General features: G+C 62.1%; 13 protein-coding genes. 3 read left to right on the top strand and 10 right to left on the bottom strand.

Features of this window, described 5'->3' with window-relative positions; translation table 11 throughout:
- Positions 1 to 867, top strand: coding sequence for a phasin family protein (locus QR290_RS03275; RefSeq protein ID WP_115076253.1), 867 nt, complete (start codon positions 1 to 3; stop codon positions 865 to 867).
- Positions 868 to 1,124: 257 nt separating this feature from the next.
- On the opposite strand, the gene QR290_RS03280 is transcribed toward QR290_RS03275, so the two are convergent.
- The 10 genes from QR290_RS03280 to QR290_RS03325 all read right to left on the bottom strand — a co-directional run bounded on the left by QR290_RS03280 (position 1,125) and on the right by QR290_RS03325 (position 14,066).
- Positions 1,125 to 1,745, bottom strand: a complete 621-nt coding sequence (locus tag QR290_RS03280; RefSeq protein ID WP_007952414.1) for a TetR/AcrR family transcriptional regulator — start codon at positions 1,743 to 1,745, stop codon at positions 1,125 to 1,127.
- Positions 1,746 to 1,774: 29 nt separating this feature from the next.
- A complete protein-coding gene (gene phaC / locus QR290_RS03285; protein WP_115076254.1) occupies positions 1,775 to 3,457 on the bottom strand; it encodes a class II poly(R)-hydroxyalkanoic acid synthase in 1,683 nt (560 codons plus the stop codon).
- 151 nt (positions 3,458 to 3,608) lie between these two features.
- Positions 3,609 to 4,463, bottom strand: a complete 855-nt coding sequence (gene phaZ / locus QR290_RS03290) for a poly(3-hydroxyalkanoate) depolymerase (RefSeq protein ID WP_007952412.1) — start codon at positions 4,461 to 4,463, stop codon at positions 3,609 to 3,611.
- 155 nt (positions 4,464 to 4,618) lie between these two features.
- Positions 4,619 to 6,298 (bottom strand): class II poly(R)-hydroxyalkanoic acid synthase, encoded by a 1,680-nt coding sequence (gene phaC / locus QR290_RS03295; RefSeq protein ID WP_115076255.1) that lies wholly within the window; start codon positions 6,296 to 6,298, stop codon positions 4,619 to 4,621.
- A gap of 257 nt (positions 6,299 to 6,555) precedes the next feature.
- Positions 6,556 to 6,933, bottom strand: a complete 378-nt coding sequence (locus QR290_RS03300; RefSeq protein WP_085711048.1) for a gamma-butyrobetaine hydroxylase-like domain-containing protein — start codon at positions 6,931 to 6,933, stop codon at positions 6,556 to 6,558.
- Between the two features lie 76 nt (positions 6,934 to 7,009).
- Positions 7,010 to 8,347, bottom strand: coding sequence for an ATP-dependent protease ATPase subunit HslU (gene hslU, locus QR290_RS03305; protein WP_115076256.1), 1,338 nt, complete (start codon positions 8,345 to 8,347; stop codon positions 7,010 to 7,012).
- A gap of 55 nt (positions 8,348 to 8,402) precedes the next feature.
- Positions 8,403 to 8,933 carry an ATP-dependent protease subunit HslV gene (gene hslV, locus QR290_RS03310; RefSeq protein WP_003196958.1) on the bottom strand — a complete coding sequence of 177 codons (531 nt, stop codon included), beginning with the start codon at positions 8,931 to 8,933 and terminating at the stop codon, positions 8,403 to 8,405.
- A gap of 258 nt (positions 8,934 to 9,191) precedes the next feature.
- Positions 9,192 to 9,908, bottom strand: coding sequence for an SPOR domain-containing protein (locus tag QR290_RS03315; RefSeq protein WP_289204325.1), 717 nt, complete (start codon positions 9,906 to 9,908; stop codon positions 9,192 to 9,194).
- 1 nt (position 9,909) lies between these two features.
- On the bottom strand, positions 9,910 to 11,646 hold the full coding sequence (gene argS, locus QR290_RS03320) for an arginine--tRNA ligase (RefSeq protein WP_289204326.1): 1,737 nt from the start codon (positions 11,644 to 11,646) through the stop codon (positions 9,910 to 9,912).
- Positions 11,647 to 11,846: 200 nt separating this feature from the next.
- On the bottom strand, positions 11,847 to 14,066 hold the full coding sequence (locus QR290_RS03325) for a primosomal protein N' (RefSeq protein WP_115076258.1): 2,220 nt from the start codon (positions 14,064 to 14,066) through the stop codon (positions 11,847 to 11,849).
- A gap of 169 nt (positions 14,067 to 14,235) precedes the next feature.
- Between QR290_RS03325 and rpmE the strand changes: the two genes are divergently transcribed.
- On the top strand, positions 14,236 to 14,454 hold the full coding sequence (gene rpmE, locus QR290_RS03330) for a 50S ribosomal protein L31 (RefSeq protein WP_115076259.1): 219 nt from the start codon (positions 14,236 to 14,238) through the stop codon (positions 14,452 to 14,454).
- Positions 14,455 to 14,495: 41 nt separating this feature from the next.
- A complete protein-coding gene (locus QR290_RS03335; RefSeq protein ID WP_115076260.1) occupies positions 14,496 to 15,278 on the top strand; it encodes a thermonuclease family protein in 783 nt (260 codons plus the stop codon).
- Positions 15,279 to 15,292: the final 14 nt, after the last annotated feature.

Consider the following 15,292-nt stretch of genomic DNA (forward strand, 5'->3'; position numbering starts at 1 on the left):
ATGGCTGGTAAAAAGAACACCGATAAAGAAGGCAGCTCGTGGATCGGAAAAGTCGAAGACTATTCCCGCAAGATCTGGCTGGCTGGTTTAGGCGTGTACTCGAAGATCGACACTGACGGCAGCAAGCTCTTCGATACATTGGTCAAAGACGGCGAGAAAGCCGAGAAGCTCACCAAGGCTGCAGTCGGCAAGAAAGTCGATGCTGCCAAGGATTCTGCAAGCTCGGCAAAATCGCGCATCAGCGGCGTGAAAGATCGCGCACTGGGCACCTGGGATCAACTGGAAGGGGCTTTCGACAAGCGCCTGAACAGTGCGATTTCGCGCCTGGGCGTACCGAGCCGCAACGAGGTGAAGGATCTGCACAAGAAGGTCGATACCCTGACCAAGCAGATCGAAAAACTCACCGGCCTGAAAGCTCAGCCTGTCGCGGCCAAAACCGCAGCAGCCAAGCCTGCGGCCAAAACTGCTGCCAAGCCACTGGCTAAAGCCGCCGCCAAACCGGCCGCAAAACCAGCAGCCAAAACCGCTGCTGCCAAGCCTGCAGCGAAAGCCGCGGCCAAACCGGTTGCCGCCAAGGCCGCTGCCAAGCCGGCAGCGAAACCAGCCGCCAAACCTGCGGCCAAGCCAGCAGCGAAAACCGCTGCCGCCAAACCCGCTGCCAAGCCTGCCGCCAAACCGGCTGCGGCGAAAAAACCGGCAGTGAAAAAACCGGCCGCGCCGAAAGCCGCTGCGCCGAAACCAGCTGCGCCAAAACCGGTGACCACGCCGCAAGCACTGGCAAGCACGTCGAACTCGGCCTCGGCTCCAACCCCGGCGCCTGCTCCGACTGCTGCATCGACTCCGTCGACGCCAACCAGTCAGTCCTGATTTTTCAGGGCTCAAGAAAACGCCCGGCCTGTGAAGGTCGGGCGTTTTTTTATGTCTGATCCAAGAAGCCCCTCACCCTAGCCCTCTCCCCGAGGGAGAGGGAACTGACCGTGGGATGTTTGAGAATTACGCCGACCTGAAAGTGTTGTACCGAATCCATAATCGACGCGAACTTTCAGGTCGATGTATAACGCGAAACACTTCGGTCAGTCCCCTCTCCCTCCGGGAGAGGGCTAGGGTGAGGGGGGCTTTTCGGGTCACTCGTGATCTTCGAGGTACTGAAGGGCCATCCTCTCCGTAGCCACCTTCACCGGCGGCAACAGATGCGGCGCCACCAGCATCATGATCTGGTACACCACCAGCCGCACTTCCCCTTCACGATCGAGAATCCGCTGATAGTCCAGCGAGAACAGCAGCGTCATGGTGATCTGCTCCACCAGTTGCCCCAGCGCCTGGGTGTCGCTGACCAACTGCCCTGACGCCTTCAGCCGCGCGAGCAATGACGCCAGCGTGCGCTTGAGCACGTTGAGGAACTGGCGAATGCCCTTGGCCAGTTTCGGCAGGCGTCCGGCCAGGTTCGACAGGTCCTGGAACAGGAAGCGGTACTGCGCCAGCCGTTCGACTATCAGGTGCAGGAACAGCCAGTAATCCTCCGGCGCCAGTTCGACATCGGCAGGCGGGTCGAGCAGCGGGGCGAGGTCGTTCTGGAAGCGCTCGAACAACCCGAGAATCAGCGGTTCCTTGCCGTGGAAGTGGTAGTAGAGGTTGCCGGGGCTGATCCCCATTTCATTGGCAACCTCCATGGTGGAGACGTTCGGCTCGCCCTTTTCATTGAACAACTGCAGGGCACATTCGAGGATCCGTTCGCTTGTTTTCATCCAGTCTTCTTAAATAGGGCTTGAGTCAGTCAGCGCACGCGCACATAGGTGCCGGGTGCCGCTTCCATCGGTGGATAATTGGCGTTGCCGAGGGTCATCTGGGTTTCGCGCAGGGCGCCGGAGCGCTGCTGCACCCACTCCAGCCATTGCGGCCACCAACTGCCGTCGACTTTTTTGGCGTCGTAGTACCAGGCGCGCGGATCGCTGCTGAGCTTTCCGTTCTCGACGTAATTGGCTTTCGGGTTGCCCGGCGGGTTGAGGATGCTTTGCACGTGGCCGCTGTTGGACAGCACGAAGCGTCGCTCACCGCCCAGCAACAGCGTCGAGCGATAGACCGCATCCCACGGCGTGATGTGGTCGTTCATACCGGCCACGCTGAAACTGTCGACCGTGACCTTCTGCAGATCGATCGGCGTGCCGCACACTTCCAGCCCACCCGGATGGGTCAGCGGGTTGTGCTTGAAGAAGTCCAGAATGTCGCCGTGAAACGCGGCGGGCAGGCGGGTGCTGTCGTTGTTCCAGTAGAGGATGTCGAACGCCGGCGGCTCCTTGCCCAGCAGGTAGTTGTTGACGAAGTAACTCCAGATCAGATCGTTGGGGCGCATCCAGGCGAACACCTTGGCCATGTCGCGACCGTCCAGCACGCCTTTCTGATAGGAGCGCCGCTTGGCCGCTTCGAGCGTTTGCTCATCGGCGAACAGGGTGGCCGGGGTGTTCATTTCACTGTCGAGCAGGCTCACCAGATAGGTGGCGCTGGAGACTCGCCGCAACTGCCGCTTGGCCTGCAGATGCCCTTGCAGCGCCGCAATGGTCAGGCCGCCGGCGCAGGCACCCATCAGGTTGACCTCGCGGGCGCCGGTGATCGCCCGGCAGATGTTCATCGCTTCCTCCACGGCTTCGACGTAGGTCGAGAGGCCCCATTCGCGATGCCGCACATCCGGGTTGCGCCAGCTGATCATGAAGGTCTGCAAACCGTTCTTCAGCGCGAACTGGACGAAGCTGTTGCTCGGGCTGAGGTCGAAAATGTAGTACTTGTTGATTTGTGGCGGCACCACCAGCAGCGGTTTCGAATACTGTTTTTCGCTCATCGGCCGGTACTGGATCAGCTCGAGCATTTCGTTGCGAAACACCACCGAGCCGGTGGTGGTGGCGACGGTCTTGCCGACTTCGAAAGCCTGCTTGGTCACTTGGCGTGGCAGGCCGTCGTTGTGCAGCAAATCATCAAAAAGATGGCTGAGACCACGCACCAGGCTGTGGCCGCCAGAGTTGAACAGCTCCTTCACGGCCAGCGGATTAAGCAGTGTGTTGGAAGGCGCCACGGCGTCGTTGAGCAGGGTGAAGGCGAAGTGCGCGCGGGCGCGGTCGTCGTCGCTCATGCTGCTCTCGTCGATCCAGCTCTTGACCTGTTTCTGCCAGGCCAGATAAGCCTGAAGGCTGCGCCGATAGAACGGGTTCAGGCTCCACGCCGGATCGGCGAAGCGACTGTCCTGTGGATTGGTCGGGTGCAGGGTTTCGCCGAGCAGCACGCGTCCGAGCGCGCCTCCCAGCTTCAAGGCGTGTTTTGCACTGTGGATCGGATTGCGCAAGCCGTGGGCCGCCACGCTGCGCAAGGTCGAGATCAGGTCCCGGCCGCGCAGACCGGTCATGGCACTCTGTGCATTGATGAACACGGCGGGGCTGGGCACGACGCCCGTCGCTGGTTTGTCACGCATGACTCAACACTCCTTCGTCTTCAGGCCAAAAACAAACACACCGAACCAGAACACCATAGACGCTGTTGCGGGTTGTTGCCTGCGTGGCTCCTTGCCACGCACCTGTGCGGAAACGCTGCAAGACGCTGTCCAGAAATCCGAGCCGGGACGGTTATCCGCCCAGCGGTGTCGGGTGCGGATGCATCACCGCACGCTGACGTTCCTCCTGGAGGAATTTCATGATGATCGGCGCCACCGCCTCGGCCCGGGTGATCAGGAACAGATGCCCGTCGTCGATGATGTGCAGTTGCGCGTTGGGGATTCGCCAGGCGAGCATGCGCATGTTGATCAGCGGGATCAGCGGATCATCATCGCCGGCCAGCACCAGCGTCGGCTGGTGGATCTTGTGCAGCCAGTGAATGCTGGTCCAGCCCAGGCCCGCGAACAGTTGCCAGTAGTAGCCGAGCTTGCCCGCCGAACGCACCTTGGCCGCATGGCTGGCTGCGAGTGTCGGATCGCGGCGGAACGAGCCGCCGTAGATCATCGGGGCGATGCGGATCACATGGGACGGCTGGATGTAGCGCCGTGGGCTGGCCATCATCCACAGCACTTTCGGCTTGCCCGGCACCATCACCGCACCGGCAGCGGTCGCCGCCAGCACCAGCTTCTTGCAGCGCTCGGGATAGTCGTAGGCGAACTGCTGCGCCAGCGCGCCACCCCAGGACACGCCGATCACGTTGACCTGTCCGTAGTCGAGGTAATCGAGCATCCGTGCGGTGAGTTTCGCCAGCCCCGGAAAGCGATACGGCCGGCTCGGCGTCGAGGAACCGCCGACACCGGGCACGTCGAAGGCGATCACTTCCAGATCCGGATCCAGCGCCGCGACAAAAGGAAACACCAGCTCCAGGTTGGCGCCGATGCCGTTGAATATCAGCAAGGGCGTCAAGTGAGGCTTGCCGGGGCGGACCGCCGTGCGGATGGTCTGGCCATCCAGCTCGACAGTTCGAAAGATGAACGGGTGCGGCATGCTTCAAGGCCCTGTGGGTCAATCTCAATGTCAGCCTCGTCCCCCTTGTGGGATCGGGCTTGCTCGCGAAGGCGTCGTGTCAGTCGCCATTGATGTTGGCTGATCAACCGCTTTCGCGAGCAAGCCCGCTCCCACAGGGGAGCGAGGTGCGTCAGTTACCGCTCGTGTACGTAAGTGCCCGGCGATGCTTCGCCTGCCGGATACGCTTTATTGCCCAGTTTCGTCGGCGCTTTTTTCAGCTCGCCCGAACGCGCTGCCTGCCAGGCCTGCCAGTGCAGCCACCAGGAGTCGGCGTGCTTGGTCGAGTTTTCCTGCCAGTCATCGGCATTGGCGGTCATTTCGTCGCTGGTCATGTAGCGCGATTTCGGGTTGCCCGGCGGGTTCAGGATGCTCTGGATATGCCCGCTGCTGGACAGCACGAATTCCACCTTGCCACCGAACAGCTGCGCCGACTTGTAGCAGGACTTCCACGGCGTGATGTGGTCGTTGGTGCCGGCCAGCGAGAAGATGTCGGCCGTGACTTTCTTGAGGTCGATCGGCGTGCCGCACACTTCCAGTGCATCGGGGCGGGTCAGTGGATTGTTTTTGAACATCTCGATCAGATCGCCGTGGAACGCGGCCGGCAGTCGAGTCGTATCGTTGTTCCAGAACAGGATGTCGAACACTGGCGGCTCGTTGCCGAGCAGGTAGTTGTTGACCCAGTAGTTCCAGATCAGATCGTTGGGGCGCATCCACGCGAAGACCTTGGCCATGTCTTTGCCTTCGAGCACACCGGCCTGATACGAATGACGCTTGGCCATCTCCAGGGTCTGCTCGTCGACAAACAGCGCGACGTCGCTGTCGAGCGTGGTGTCGAGTACGCTGACCAGCAGGGTCAGGGCATTGACCTTGTTTTCACCCGTGGCGGCGTAGTGGCCGAGCAGGGCGGTGCAGGTGATGCCGCCGGAGCAGGCGCCCAGCATGTTGACGTCTTTGCTGCCGGTGATCGCGGTGACCACATCGACCGCTTCCTTCAGGGCTTCGATGTAAGTCGAGAGGCCCCACTCGCGCTGTTCCTTGGTCGGGTTGCGCCAGCTGACGATGAAGGTCTGCACATTGTTGCGCAGGCAGAAACGCGCCAGGCTCTTGTCCGGGCTCAGGTCGAATACATAGAACTTGTTGATCTGCGGCGGCACCACCAGCAGCGGGCGCTCGTGCACCTGCTCGGTGATCGGCTTGTACTGGATCAGCTCCAGCACGTCGTTGCGAAACACCACTGCGCCTTCGGTCACGCCCAGGCTCTTGCCGACCTCGAACGCGCCCATGTTGACCTGGCTCGGCATGCCGCCGTTGTGCACCAGATCCTTGGCCAGATGCGAAAGGCCGTCGAGCAGGCTCTTTCCGCCGGTCTCGAAGAAGCGTTTGACTGCCGCCGGGTTGGCCGCCGTGTTGGTCGGCGCCATGGCCTCGGTCATCAGGTTGATCACGAAGTGGCCGCGCGCGATGTCCTTGGGCGAGAGGCTGCTGTCGTCGATCCAGGCATGGAGTTCCTTGCGCCACGCCAGGTAGGTTTGCAGATAACGTTTGTACAGCGGGTTCTGACTCCACGCCGGATCGACGAAGCGACGGTCATCGCCCGCCGGTTGCAGGTCGGATTTGCCGAACAGCACGTTCGTCAGTTCGAGGCCGAACTGGGTGACGTGTTTGACACTATGGATCGGTTGTTTGATGGCCTGGGTCAGCACCATTCGAGCAGAGGCCAGCAGATCCTTTCCGCGAAGCCCAACGACAGGATTCAGCCCCAGGGTGTTCTCCGAGGCCTGGTACTTCAAATCATCGTTATTCTTGTTACTCATCTACGACGCTCCATTGTCCTGAGACGAGTACCCGGTTTTTGCTGTGCAGTTCCACAGCCAATGCCAGGTACTACTGCTCGGGTGACCGTTGATTCTGCATAGCTGCTTTACAGTCGTAGAGCACTGCAGGGAACTTGCCAGTTCCATTGGTTACCCGAGATTGATTTTTTTCGCAAGCAGCCGATCCCGGGCCGCTTTAGCGGAGCATTCAAACAGATGAATCTAGAAAATGCCCTCTAAACAGTCCGAGGCGCGGACTAGAGCATCAGCTTGACGACGGACTCGTCCGGGTCGCGGGTTTTGCCAGCGGCTTTGAGCTCGGCCAGATAATCCGCCCAGAGTGCGTCATAACGTCGCCCCAGCTCGTACAGATAATCCCAGGTGAACAGACCGCTGTCGTGACCGTCGTCGAAGGTCAGTTTCAGTGCGTACTGACCGGCCGGTTCTACCTTGGTCAGGCCGACATGCAGCTTGCCGAATTGCAGGATCGGTTTGCCGTGGCCCTGGACCTCGGCGGAGGGAGAATGCACGCGCAGGAATTCGGCGGGCAGGGTGTATTCCTCGCCGGACGCGTATTTGAGCGACAGGGTTTTCGAGGCTTTGTGCAGTTTGATGTCGGTAGGGAGTTGGGTCATCGTCGGCGTTCCGTCAGGTGGAAAAAATTGTGGGAGCCGATGGCTCCCACAGTTTCACGACCACTGTAAGTATGGCTTACAGGATATAACGGGACAGGTCTTCGTTCTGCGCCAATTCGCCCAGGTGGCTGTTGACGTATTCGGCGTCGATCTGGATCGCCTTGTCGTCGTGGGCGCTGGCCAGATCGCCGGCACTGAACGACACCTCTTCCAGCAGACGCTCGAGCAGCGTGTGCAGGCGACGGGCACCGATGTTCTCGGTCTTCTCGTTGACCTGCCAGGCGATTTCCGCCAGACGCTTGATGCCTTCCGGCTGGAACTGGATGTTCAGGCCTTCGGTTTTCAGCAGTGCGCAGTACTGCTCGGTGAGCGAGGCGTGCGGTTCGCTGAGGATGCGTTCGAAGTCCTGCGGGCTCAGGGCCTTGAGTTCGACGCGGATCGGCAGACGGCCTTGCAGCTCCGGCACCAGATCGCTCGGTTTGCTCAGGTGGAACGCACCGGAGGCGATGAACAGGATGTGGTCGGTCTTGACCATACCCAGCTTGGTGTTGACGGTGCAGCCTTCGATCAGCGGCAGCAGGTCGCGTTGCACGCCCTCGCGGGACACATCGGCGCCGCCGACATTGCCGCGCTTGGCGACCTTGTCGATTTCGTCGATGAACACGATACCGTGCTGCTCGACTGCTTCGAGAGCCTTGGCCTTCAACTCTTCTTCGTTGACCAGGCGACCGGCTTCTTCGTCGCGTACCAGCTTCAGCGCTTCCTTGACCTTGAGCTTGCGGGCCTTCTTCTTGCCCTTGCCCATGTTGGCGAACAGGTTCTGCAACTGGTTGGTCATTTCTTCCATGCCCGGAGGCGTGGCGATTTCGATGCCGGCCGTTTCGGCGACTTCGATCTCGATTTCTTTGTCGTCCAGCTGACCTTCGCGCAGGCGCTTGCGGAACAGCTGGCGAGTGTTGGAGTCCTGAGTCGGCGCTTCTTCATTGCTGAAGCCCATGCGTGCCGGTGGCAGCAGGGCGTCGAGGATACGGTCCTCGGCGGCGTCTTCGGCGCGGTGGCGAACGCGGGTCATTTCCTGCTCGCGCAGCATCTTGATCGCGGCATCGGCCAGATCACGGATGATCGATTCGACGTCACGGCCGACGTAGCCGACTTCGGTGAACTTGGTCGCTTCGACCTTGATGAACGGCGCATTGGCCAGTTTGGCCAGGCGACGGGCGATCTCGGTTTTACCGACACCGGTCGGGCCGATCATCAGGATGTTCTTCGGGGTCACTTCAACGCGCAGCTCTTCAGGCAGCTGCATGCGGCGCCAGCGGTTGCGCAGGGCAATCGCGACGGCGCGCTTGGCATCGTCCTGGCCGATGATGTGGCGGTTGAGTTCGTGGACGATTTCGCGGGGAGTCATGGACATAATAATTGACGGTCCTCAAGCAGAAACAAGCCGTGGCACAGGGGCCGCGTCAGGCTCATTCAGCGAGATCCTGCTCCTCAATGGTCTGGGTGTGGTTGGTGAATACACAGATGTCGCCGGCGATGCCGAGAGCGGTCTCGACGATTTCGCGGGCCGACAGGTCGGTCTTCTTCAGCAGGGCGCTGGCGGCGGCTTGCGCATAGGCGCCACCGGAACCCATGGCGATCAGGCCGTCTTCGGGTTCGACCACGTCACCGTTGCCGGTGATGATCAGGGAGGCGTCCTTGTTGGCGACCGCGAGCATCGCTTCGAGGCGGCTCAGGGAGCGGTCGGTGCGCCATTCTTTGGCGAGTTCGACGGCGGCGCGAACCAGATGACCCTGGTGCTTTTCAAGCTGGCCTTCGAAACGTTCGAACAGGGTAAAGGCGTCGGCGGTGGCACCGGCGAACCCGGCGATGACTTCGCCGTGGTACAGGCGACGAACTTTCTTCGCGTTGCCTTTCATCACGGTGTTGCCGAGAGAAACCTGGCCGTCGCCGCCCATGACGACTTTGCCGTGGCGGCGGACTGAAACGATGGTGGTCAAGGGAAGAGTCTCCACACTGCGGGGCGAAAATGCCTTATGCCCATTCATATGGGGGTGGTGGAGAGGATTTCAACTGCGGGGCGGGAGAGGGGACGAGCGGTGCTTTCAAAGTGATCGCTCCCACGCAGAGCGACGCGATCGTTCCCACGCTCCGCGTGGGAATGCCTCAATGGACGCTCCGCGTCCCTGCGGCAAGGGACGCGGAGCGTCCCGGGCTGCATTCCCACGCAGAGCATGGGAACGATCAGTGGGGACTTGTTAGCGGCTTTGGCGTTGTTGTAACAACAGGTTGCTGAAGCCGGCGCCCGCCAGTTGTTTCTGGGCGGTGGTCAGCTGTTCGCGGTTGCTGAACGGGCCGACCAGTACGCGGTACCAGGTTTCATCCTTGACCGTCCCGGACTCAACCGCGACCGCCTGGCCGAGCAGAATGATCTGCGCGCGGACCTTGTCGGCATCCGTCTCTTTGCGGAACGAGCCGGCTTGCAGGAAGAATTTGGTCACCGGCGCAGCCTTGGTCACTGGCGGCGCTGGCGGCGGGGTGATCCCGGCCAGTGCAGCCTGCGCCCGCGCGGTGTCGATCTTCGCCGCTTCCGCCGGGGTCACCGGCGTGGCCGGGATCGCCGGCACTTGTGGCGTCGGCAGGGTTTTCTCCGGCACGGCATCAGGCGGCACAATCACTTCCGATTCCGGCAGCAGGGTGTAGAAGTCGTACTTCGGCTTCACCGGTTGCGTCGGGCTCGGCGGGGTCTTGTTGGCCTCGGCGATCTTGGTGGCTTTCTGTTGTTGCTGTTGCTCGACCTTCTCGCGCTTGACCGTGTCGCTGCCCTTGCCCGGCTCCAGTTTCATCAGGAACACGATGAACGCGCCGACCGTCAGGCCGATGGCCATCCACAGCCAGCCCGGAATCGGCTGCTTCGCTGGAGCTTGGTAACGGCTGGCGCCACGCTTGGGTGCAGGTTTTTTCTTGGCAGCCAACTTACATGCGCTCCAGGGTTTCCAGGCCGAGCAGTTCCAGGCCTTGCTTGAGGGTACGGCCGGTCAGCGCGGCAAGGCGCAGACGGCTTTGCATTTGTGCCGGGGTGTCGGCGGCGAGGATCGGGCAGTTCTCGTAGAAGCTGGAGAACAGGCCGGCAACGTCGTACAGGTAAGTGCAGAGGGTGTGTGGCGTGCCCTTTTCCGCGACGTTGTTCAGCACTTCACCGAACTGCGCCAGTTTGGTCGCCAGTTCCTGCTCGTGCGCCGCTTCGAGGACGATCTGGCCGTCGACTTCGCTGAAATCCTTGCCGAGTTTGCGGAACACGCCGGCCACGCGGGTGTAGGCGTACAGCAGGTACGGCGCGGTGTTGCCTTCGAAGTTGAGCATCAGGTCGAAGTTGAAGCTGTAGTCGCTGGTGCGATGTTTCGACAGGTCGGCGTATTTCACCGCGCCGATGCCGACCACTTTGGCGATCGCGCGCAGTTCGTCTTCGGCCAGTGTCGGGTTCTTTTCCTTCACCAGGCTGTAGGCACGTTCCTGCGCTTCGGTCAGCAGGTCGATCAGCTTCACGGTGCCGCCGTCACGGGTCTTGAACGGACGGCCGTCGGCGCCGTTCATGGTGCCAAAGCCCATGTGCTCCATTTCCATCGGATGGGTCACGAAACCGGCCTTGCGCGCCACGGCGAACACTTGCTGGAAGTGCAGGGCCTGACGCTGGTCGACGAAGTACAGCGCACGGTCGGCCTTCAGTTTGCCGCTGCGATAACGCACGGCCGCCAGGTCGGTGGTGGCGTACAGGTAGCCGCCGTCAGCCTTGACGATGATCACCGGCAGCGGCTCGCCTTCGGCGTTCTTGAATTCGTCGAGGAACACGCACTGGGCGCCGTTGCTTTCGACCAGCATGCCGGCGGCTTTCAGGTCGTTGACCACGTTGATCAGGTCGTCGTTGTAGGCGCTTTCGCCCATCACGTCGGCCATGGTCAGTTTGACGTTGAGCAGTTCGTAGATCTTCTGGCAGTGCGACAGCGAGATGTCCTTGAACTTGGTCCACAGCGCCAGGCATTCAGCGTCGCCGGCCTGCAACTTGACTACCAGACCACGGGCGCGGTCGGCGAATTCCGGGGACTCGTCGAAGCGTTGCTTGGCGGCGCGGTAGAAGTTTTCCAGGTCCGACAGCTCGTCGCTGGTGATCGGGTTTTCCTGCAGGTAGGCCATCAGCATGCCGAACTGGGTGCCCCAGTCGCCGACGTGGTTCTGACGGATCACGGTATCGCCGAGGAATTCGAGTACCCGCGCCACGCCGTCGCCGATGATGGTCGAGCGCAGGTGGCCGACGTGCATCTCTTTGGCCAGGTTCGGTGCCGACAGGTCGACCACGGTGCGTTGCGCCGGGCCGGCCTTGCGTACGCCGACGTGAGCGTCGGCCAGGGCGGCGTCGAGGCGCGAGGCCAGCGCCTGGGTGTTCTGGAAGAAGTTGATGAAGCCTGGGCCGGCGATTTCGGCCTTGGTGACGTTTTCGTCAGCCGGCAGGGCGGCGATGATTTTTTCCGCCAGGTCGCGCGGCTTCATGCCCGCAGGTTTGGCCAGCATCATCGCGATGTTGCTGGCGAAGTCGCCGTGGGTCTTGTCCCGGGCGTTTTCCACCTGGATCGCCGGCGTCAGGCCTTCAGGCAACACACCTTCGTTGACGAGTTGGGTGAGGGCTTGTTGGATCAGCTGGCGAATGGTGTCTTTCATGGTCTTCTCTTTCGACCGCAAGCGCGGCGGCGCATCGATGCGCGGGTGGAAAAACTGGGCATTATCCGTTGCGAAGACGGGCTTGCCAACCTTAGCAGGCAGGATGTGGATGTGTGGTGACAAATAGACTGCTTTCGCGAGCAGGCTCGCTCCCACCCTGGAATGTGGGAGCGAGCCTGCTCGCGATGGCAATCTTTCTATCAATACAAATCTACGGGATCGACATCCAAAGACCAGCGCACCGCCCGACCACTTGGCATCTGCTCCAGCACCAGCAGCCAGCTCGCCAGCAATCGGTGCAGCGGCGCCCGGGCCGTGGCCTGCAACAGCAGCTGCGCGCGGAAACGCCCGGCCCGGCGTTCCATCGGCGCCGGCACGGGGCCAAGCAGTTCAATACCGGTAAGGTTCTGTTCGGCCAGCAAACGCTCGGCCTCGCTGCACGCCTCATCAAGAAAACCTTCGGCCTGCCCCGGCTTGTGCGCTTCGGCGCGCAGCAGGGCGAGGTGGGCGAACGGCGGCAGGCCGGCGGCGCGGCGTTCGCTCAGGGCCTGTTCGGCGAAGGCGAAGTAACCCTGCTCGGTCAGTTGCACCAATAAAGGATGGTCGGCCAGATGCGTCTGGATGATCACCTTGCCCGGTTCTTCCGCCCGCCCGGCACGGCCGGCAACTTGCACGATCAACTGCGCCATGCGCTCGCTGGCGCGGAAGTCGCCGGAGAACAACCCGCCGTCGGCATCAAGGATCGACACCAGCGTCACCCGAGGGAAGTGGTGCCCCTTGGCCAACATCTGAGTGCCGACCAGAATGCACGGCTGGCCTTTCTGGATCGTGGCGAACAGCTGATTCATCGCGTCCTTACGCGACGTGCTGTCACGGTCGACGCGCAACACCGGATAGTCCGGGAACAGAATCGCCAGCCGTTCCTCGGCCCGCTCGGTGCCGGCGCCCACGGGCCGCAGATCGACCTTGTTGCACTTCGGGCATTGGCGCGGCACGCGCTCGACGTAACCGCAGTGGTGGCAGCGCAATTCGCCGTAGCGCTGGTGCACGGTCATCCGCGCATCGCAGCGCTGGCACTCGGACATCCAGCCGCAATCGTGGCACAGCAGAGTCGGGGCAAAACCCCGGCGGTTGAGGAACACCAATACCTGCTGGCCGGCGGCGAGGGTCTGGCCGATGGCTTGCTGCATCGGCCCGGAAATGCCGCTGTCCAGTGGACGACTTTTCACATCCAGGCGCAGGAAGCGTGGCTGCTTGGCGCCGCCCGCCCGCTCGTTCAGGCGCAGGAGTCCGTACCGGCCGGTGTAGGCGTTGTGCAGGCTTTCCAGCGATGGCGTCGCCGAGCCGAGCACGATCGGGATGTTTTCCTGCCGCGCCCGCACCAACGCCAGATCCCGCGCGTGGTAGCGCAGGCCTTCCTGCTGTTTATAGGAACCGTCGTGTTCTTCGTCGATGATGATCAACCCCGGATTCTTCATCGGGGTGAACAGCGCCGAGCGGGTGCCGATAATAATGTCGGCCTCGCCGTCGCGGGCAGCGAGCCAGGCATCCAGACGATCACGATCGTTGACCGCCGAGTGCAACAGGGCGATGCGCGCATTGAAGCGTTGTTCGAAACGGGCGAGGGTTTGCGGGCCGAGGTTGATCTCCGGAATCAGCACCAGCGCCTGCTTGCCGGCCTCGAGGGTTTCGCGGATCAACTGCAAATAGACTTCGGTCTTGCCGCTGCCGGTGACACCGGCCAGCAGGAACGCGTGATAACTGTCGAACCCGGCACGGATGGCCTCGTACGCGGCGCGTTGTTCGCTGTTGAGCGGCAGCTCCGGCTGGGCCAGCCAGTGTTCGTGGCGCGCGCCGGGGGCGTGGCGGCGTACTTCGACCTGCACCAGGTCCTTGGCCAGCAGCAGATCAAGGCTGTCCTTGCTCAGCATCAGTTTGCTCAACAACTGATGGGCGACGCCGTGAGGGTGCTGAGCCAGCGTCGCCAGGGCTTCACGCTGGCGTGGGGCGCGGGCGATGCGCGGGTCATCGAGGCTGGCGCCGGGAGCGGCGGACCAGAAACGCTCCTGCCGAACCTCGGCCAGTTCCCCCTGACGCAGCAGCACCGGCAGCGCCCAGCTCAGGGTGTCACCGAGGCTGTGCTGATAATACTGGGCGGTCCACAGGCACAGCTTGAACAGTGCCGGCGGCAGCGGTGCAGTGGCGTCGAGCAGCGCCAGCGCCGGTTTGAGTTTTTCCACCGGTACTTCGCTGGTGTCCGTGACTTCCACCAGAATCCCGATCATCTCCCGCCGGCCGAACGGCACCCGCAGGCGCATGCCCGGTTGCAACTGCGAACGCAGCACACCGGCCGGGGCCCGATAGTCGAACAGGCGGCGCAGGGGCGAAGGCAGGGCGAGGCGCAGAATGGCGTCGGGCACGCGTGGGGATCTCAATGGGCGGTTGGGTAAAGAAGGGCCGGAGCCTAGCAGACGGTCGGTCTCAGTGACAGCTTGCGTGATCGGGATTGTCTGGTAGAATCCGCGGCCTAATTACGTGCGGTATTCAACAATCGTGTTGGATGGCGGCACGCCAGCTGAGGAAAACACCATGAAAGCCGATATCCACCCGAATTACCCAGAAGTTGCAGTAACTTGCAGCTGCGGCAACAAGTTCGAAACCCGTTCGACCTTCGGCAAAGCCCTGGCGATCGACGTTTGCAACGAGTGCCACCCGTTCTACACCGGTAAGCAGAAGACTCTGGACACCGGTGGTCGCGTTCAGCGGTTCGCCGACCGTTTCGGTGCTTTCGGCGCGAAAAAGGCCTAAGGCCCTTCATTCTGGAAAACCTCAGCGGCTTTTCCGGTCTGATGAAAAAGGCGTCCCTTGCGGGCGCCTTTTTTGTGTCCGCGATTTGGCTTTCCTCCGCTCAGGCCTTCTGCACGGCGTCGGCCGGACTGGACAGCGCCACGGTGCTGCGGGTGGTCGATGGCGACACCCTGCGCCTGAACGACGGACGCAATGTGCGGATGATCGGCCTCAATACGCCCGAACTCGGCAAGCAGGGTCGCAGCGACGAGCCATTTGCAGTGGTCGCGCGCAGGCGCCTCGAAGCTCTGGTCGCCGAAAGCGACGGGCGGGTTGGCCTGCGCCTTGGCGCCCAGCCCAAAGACCGTTACGGCCGCACCCTGGCCCATGTCTTCAGCGCCAGGGGGGAGAATCTCGAAGCGCAGATGCTCGCCGATGGCCTCGGTTTCCAGGTCGCAGTGGCACCGAATATCGATCTGGTCGATTGCCAGCAAGCCGCCGAACGCCGTGCTCGACAGGCCGGGCTTGGCCTTTGGAAGCGCTCGCCTGTACTGAAAGCGGAGCAGATCGAGCGCTCGGGTTTCGCACTGGTCAGCGGTCGTGTGAGCAAGGTTCAACGCAATCGCGGCGGAATCTGGATCGAGTTGCAGGACAAGCTTGTACTGCGCGTTGCACCCAATCTGCTCGATCGCTTCGATGGCGCGTCTTTGCAGGCGTTGAAGGGCAAGCAGATCGAGGCCCGTGGCTGGGTGGTCGACCGTTCTCGGCGCGGTGGGCTGAAATCAGGTCAGGCGCGCTGGCTGCTGCCATTGACCGATTCTTCGATGCTCCAGTCGTCCCGCTAAAGAAAAAGTTGTAG

It is taken from the genome of Pseudomonas fluorescens (assembly GCF_030344995.1).
Classification (GTDB): Bacteria; Pseudomonadota; Gammaproteobacteria; order Pseudomonadales; family Pseudomonadaceae; genus Aquipseudomonas; species Aquipseudomonas fluorescens_BF.

Coding starts and splice junctions, on each gene's coding strand:
- hslU (WP_115076256.1), bottom strand. CDS start 8,347: ATGTCCATGACTCCCCGCGAAATCGTCCACGAACTCAACCGCCACATC.
- QR290_RS03300 (WP_085711048.1), bottom strand. CDS start 6,933: ATGACCCAACTCCCTACCGACATCAAACTGCACAAAGCCTCGAAAACC.
- argS (WP_289204326.1), bottom strand. CDS start 11,646: ATGAAAGACACCATTCGCCAGCTGATCCAACAAGCCCTCACCCAACTC.
- rpmE (WP_115076259.1), top strand. CDS start 14,236: ATGAAAGCCGATATCCACCCGAATTACCCAGAAGTTGCAGTAACTTGC.
- phaC (WP_115076254.1), bottom strand. CDS start 3,457: ATGCGTGACAAACCAGCGACGGGCGTCGTGCCCAGCCCCGCCGTGTTC.
- QR290_RS03335 (WP_115076260.1), top strand. CDS start 14,496: ATGAAAAAGGCGTCCCTTGCGGGCGCCTTTTTTGTGTCCGCGATTTGG.
- phaC (WP_115076255.1), bottom strand. CDS start 6,298: ATGAGTAACAAGAATAACGATGATTTGAAGTACCAGGCCTCGGAGAAC.
- QR290_RS03280 (WP_007952414.1), bottom strand. CDS start 1,745: ATGAAAACAAGCGAACGGATCCTCGAATGTGCCCTGCAGTTGTTCAAT.
- phaZ (WP_007952412.1), bottom strand. CDS start 4,463: ATGCCGCACCCGTTCATCTTTCGAACTGTCGAGCTGGATGGCCAGACC.
- QR290_RS03275 (WP_115076253.1), top strand. CDS start 1: ATGGCTGGTAAAAAGAACACCGATAAAGAAGGCAGCTCGTGGATCGGA.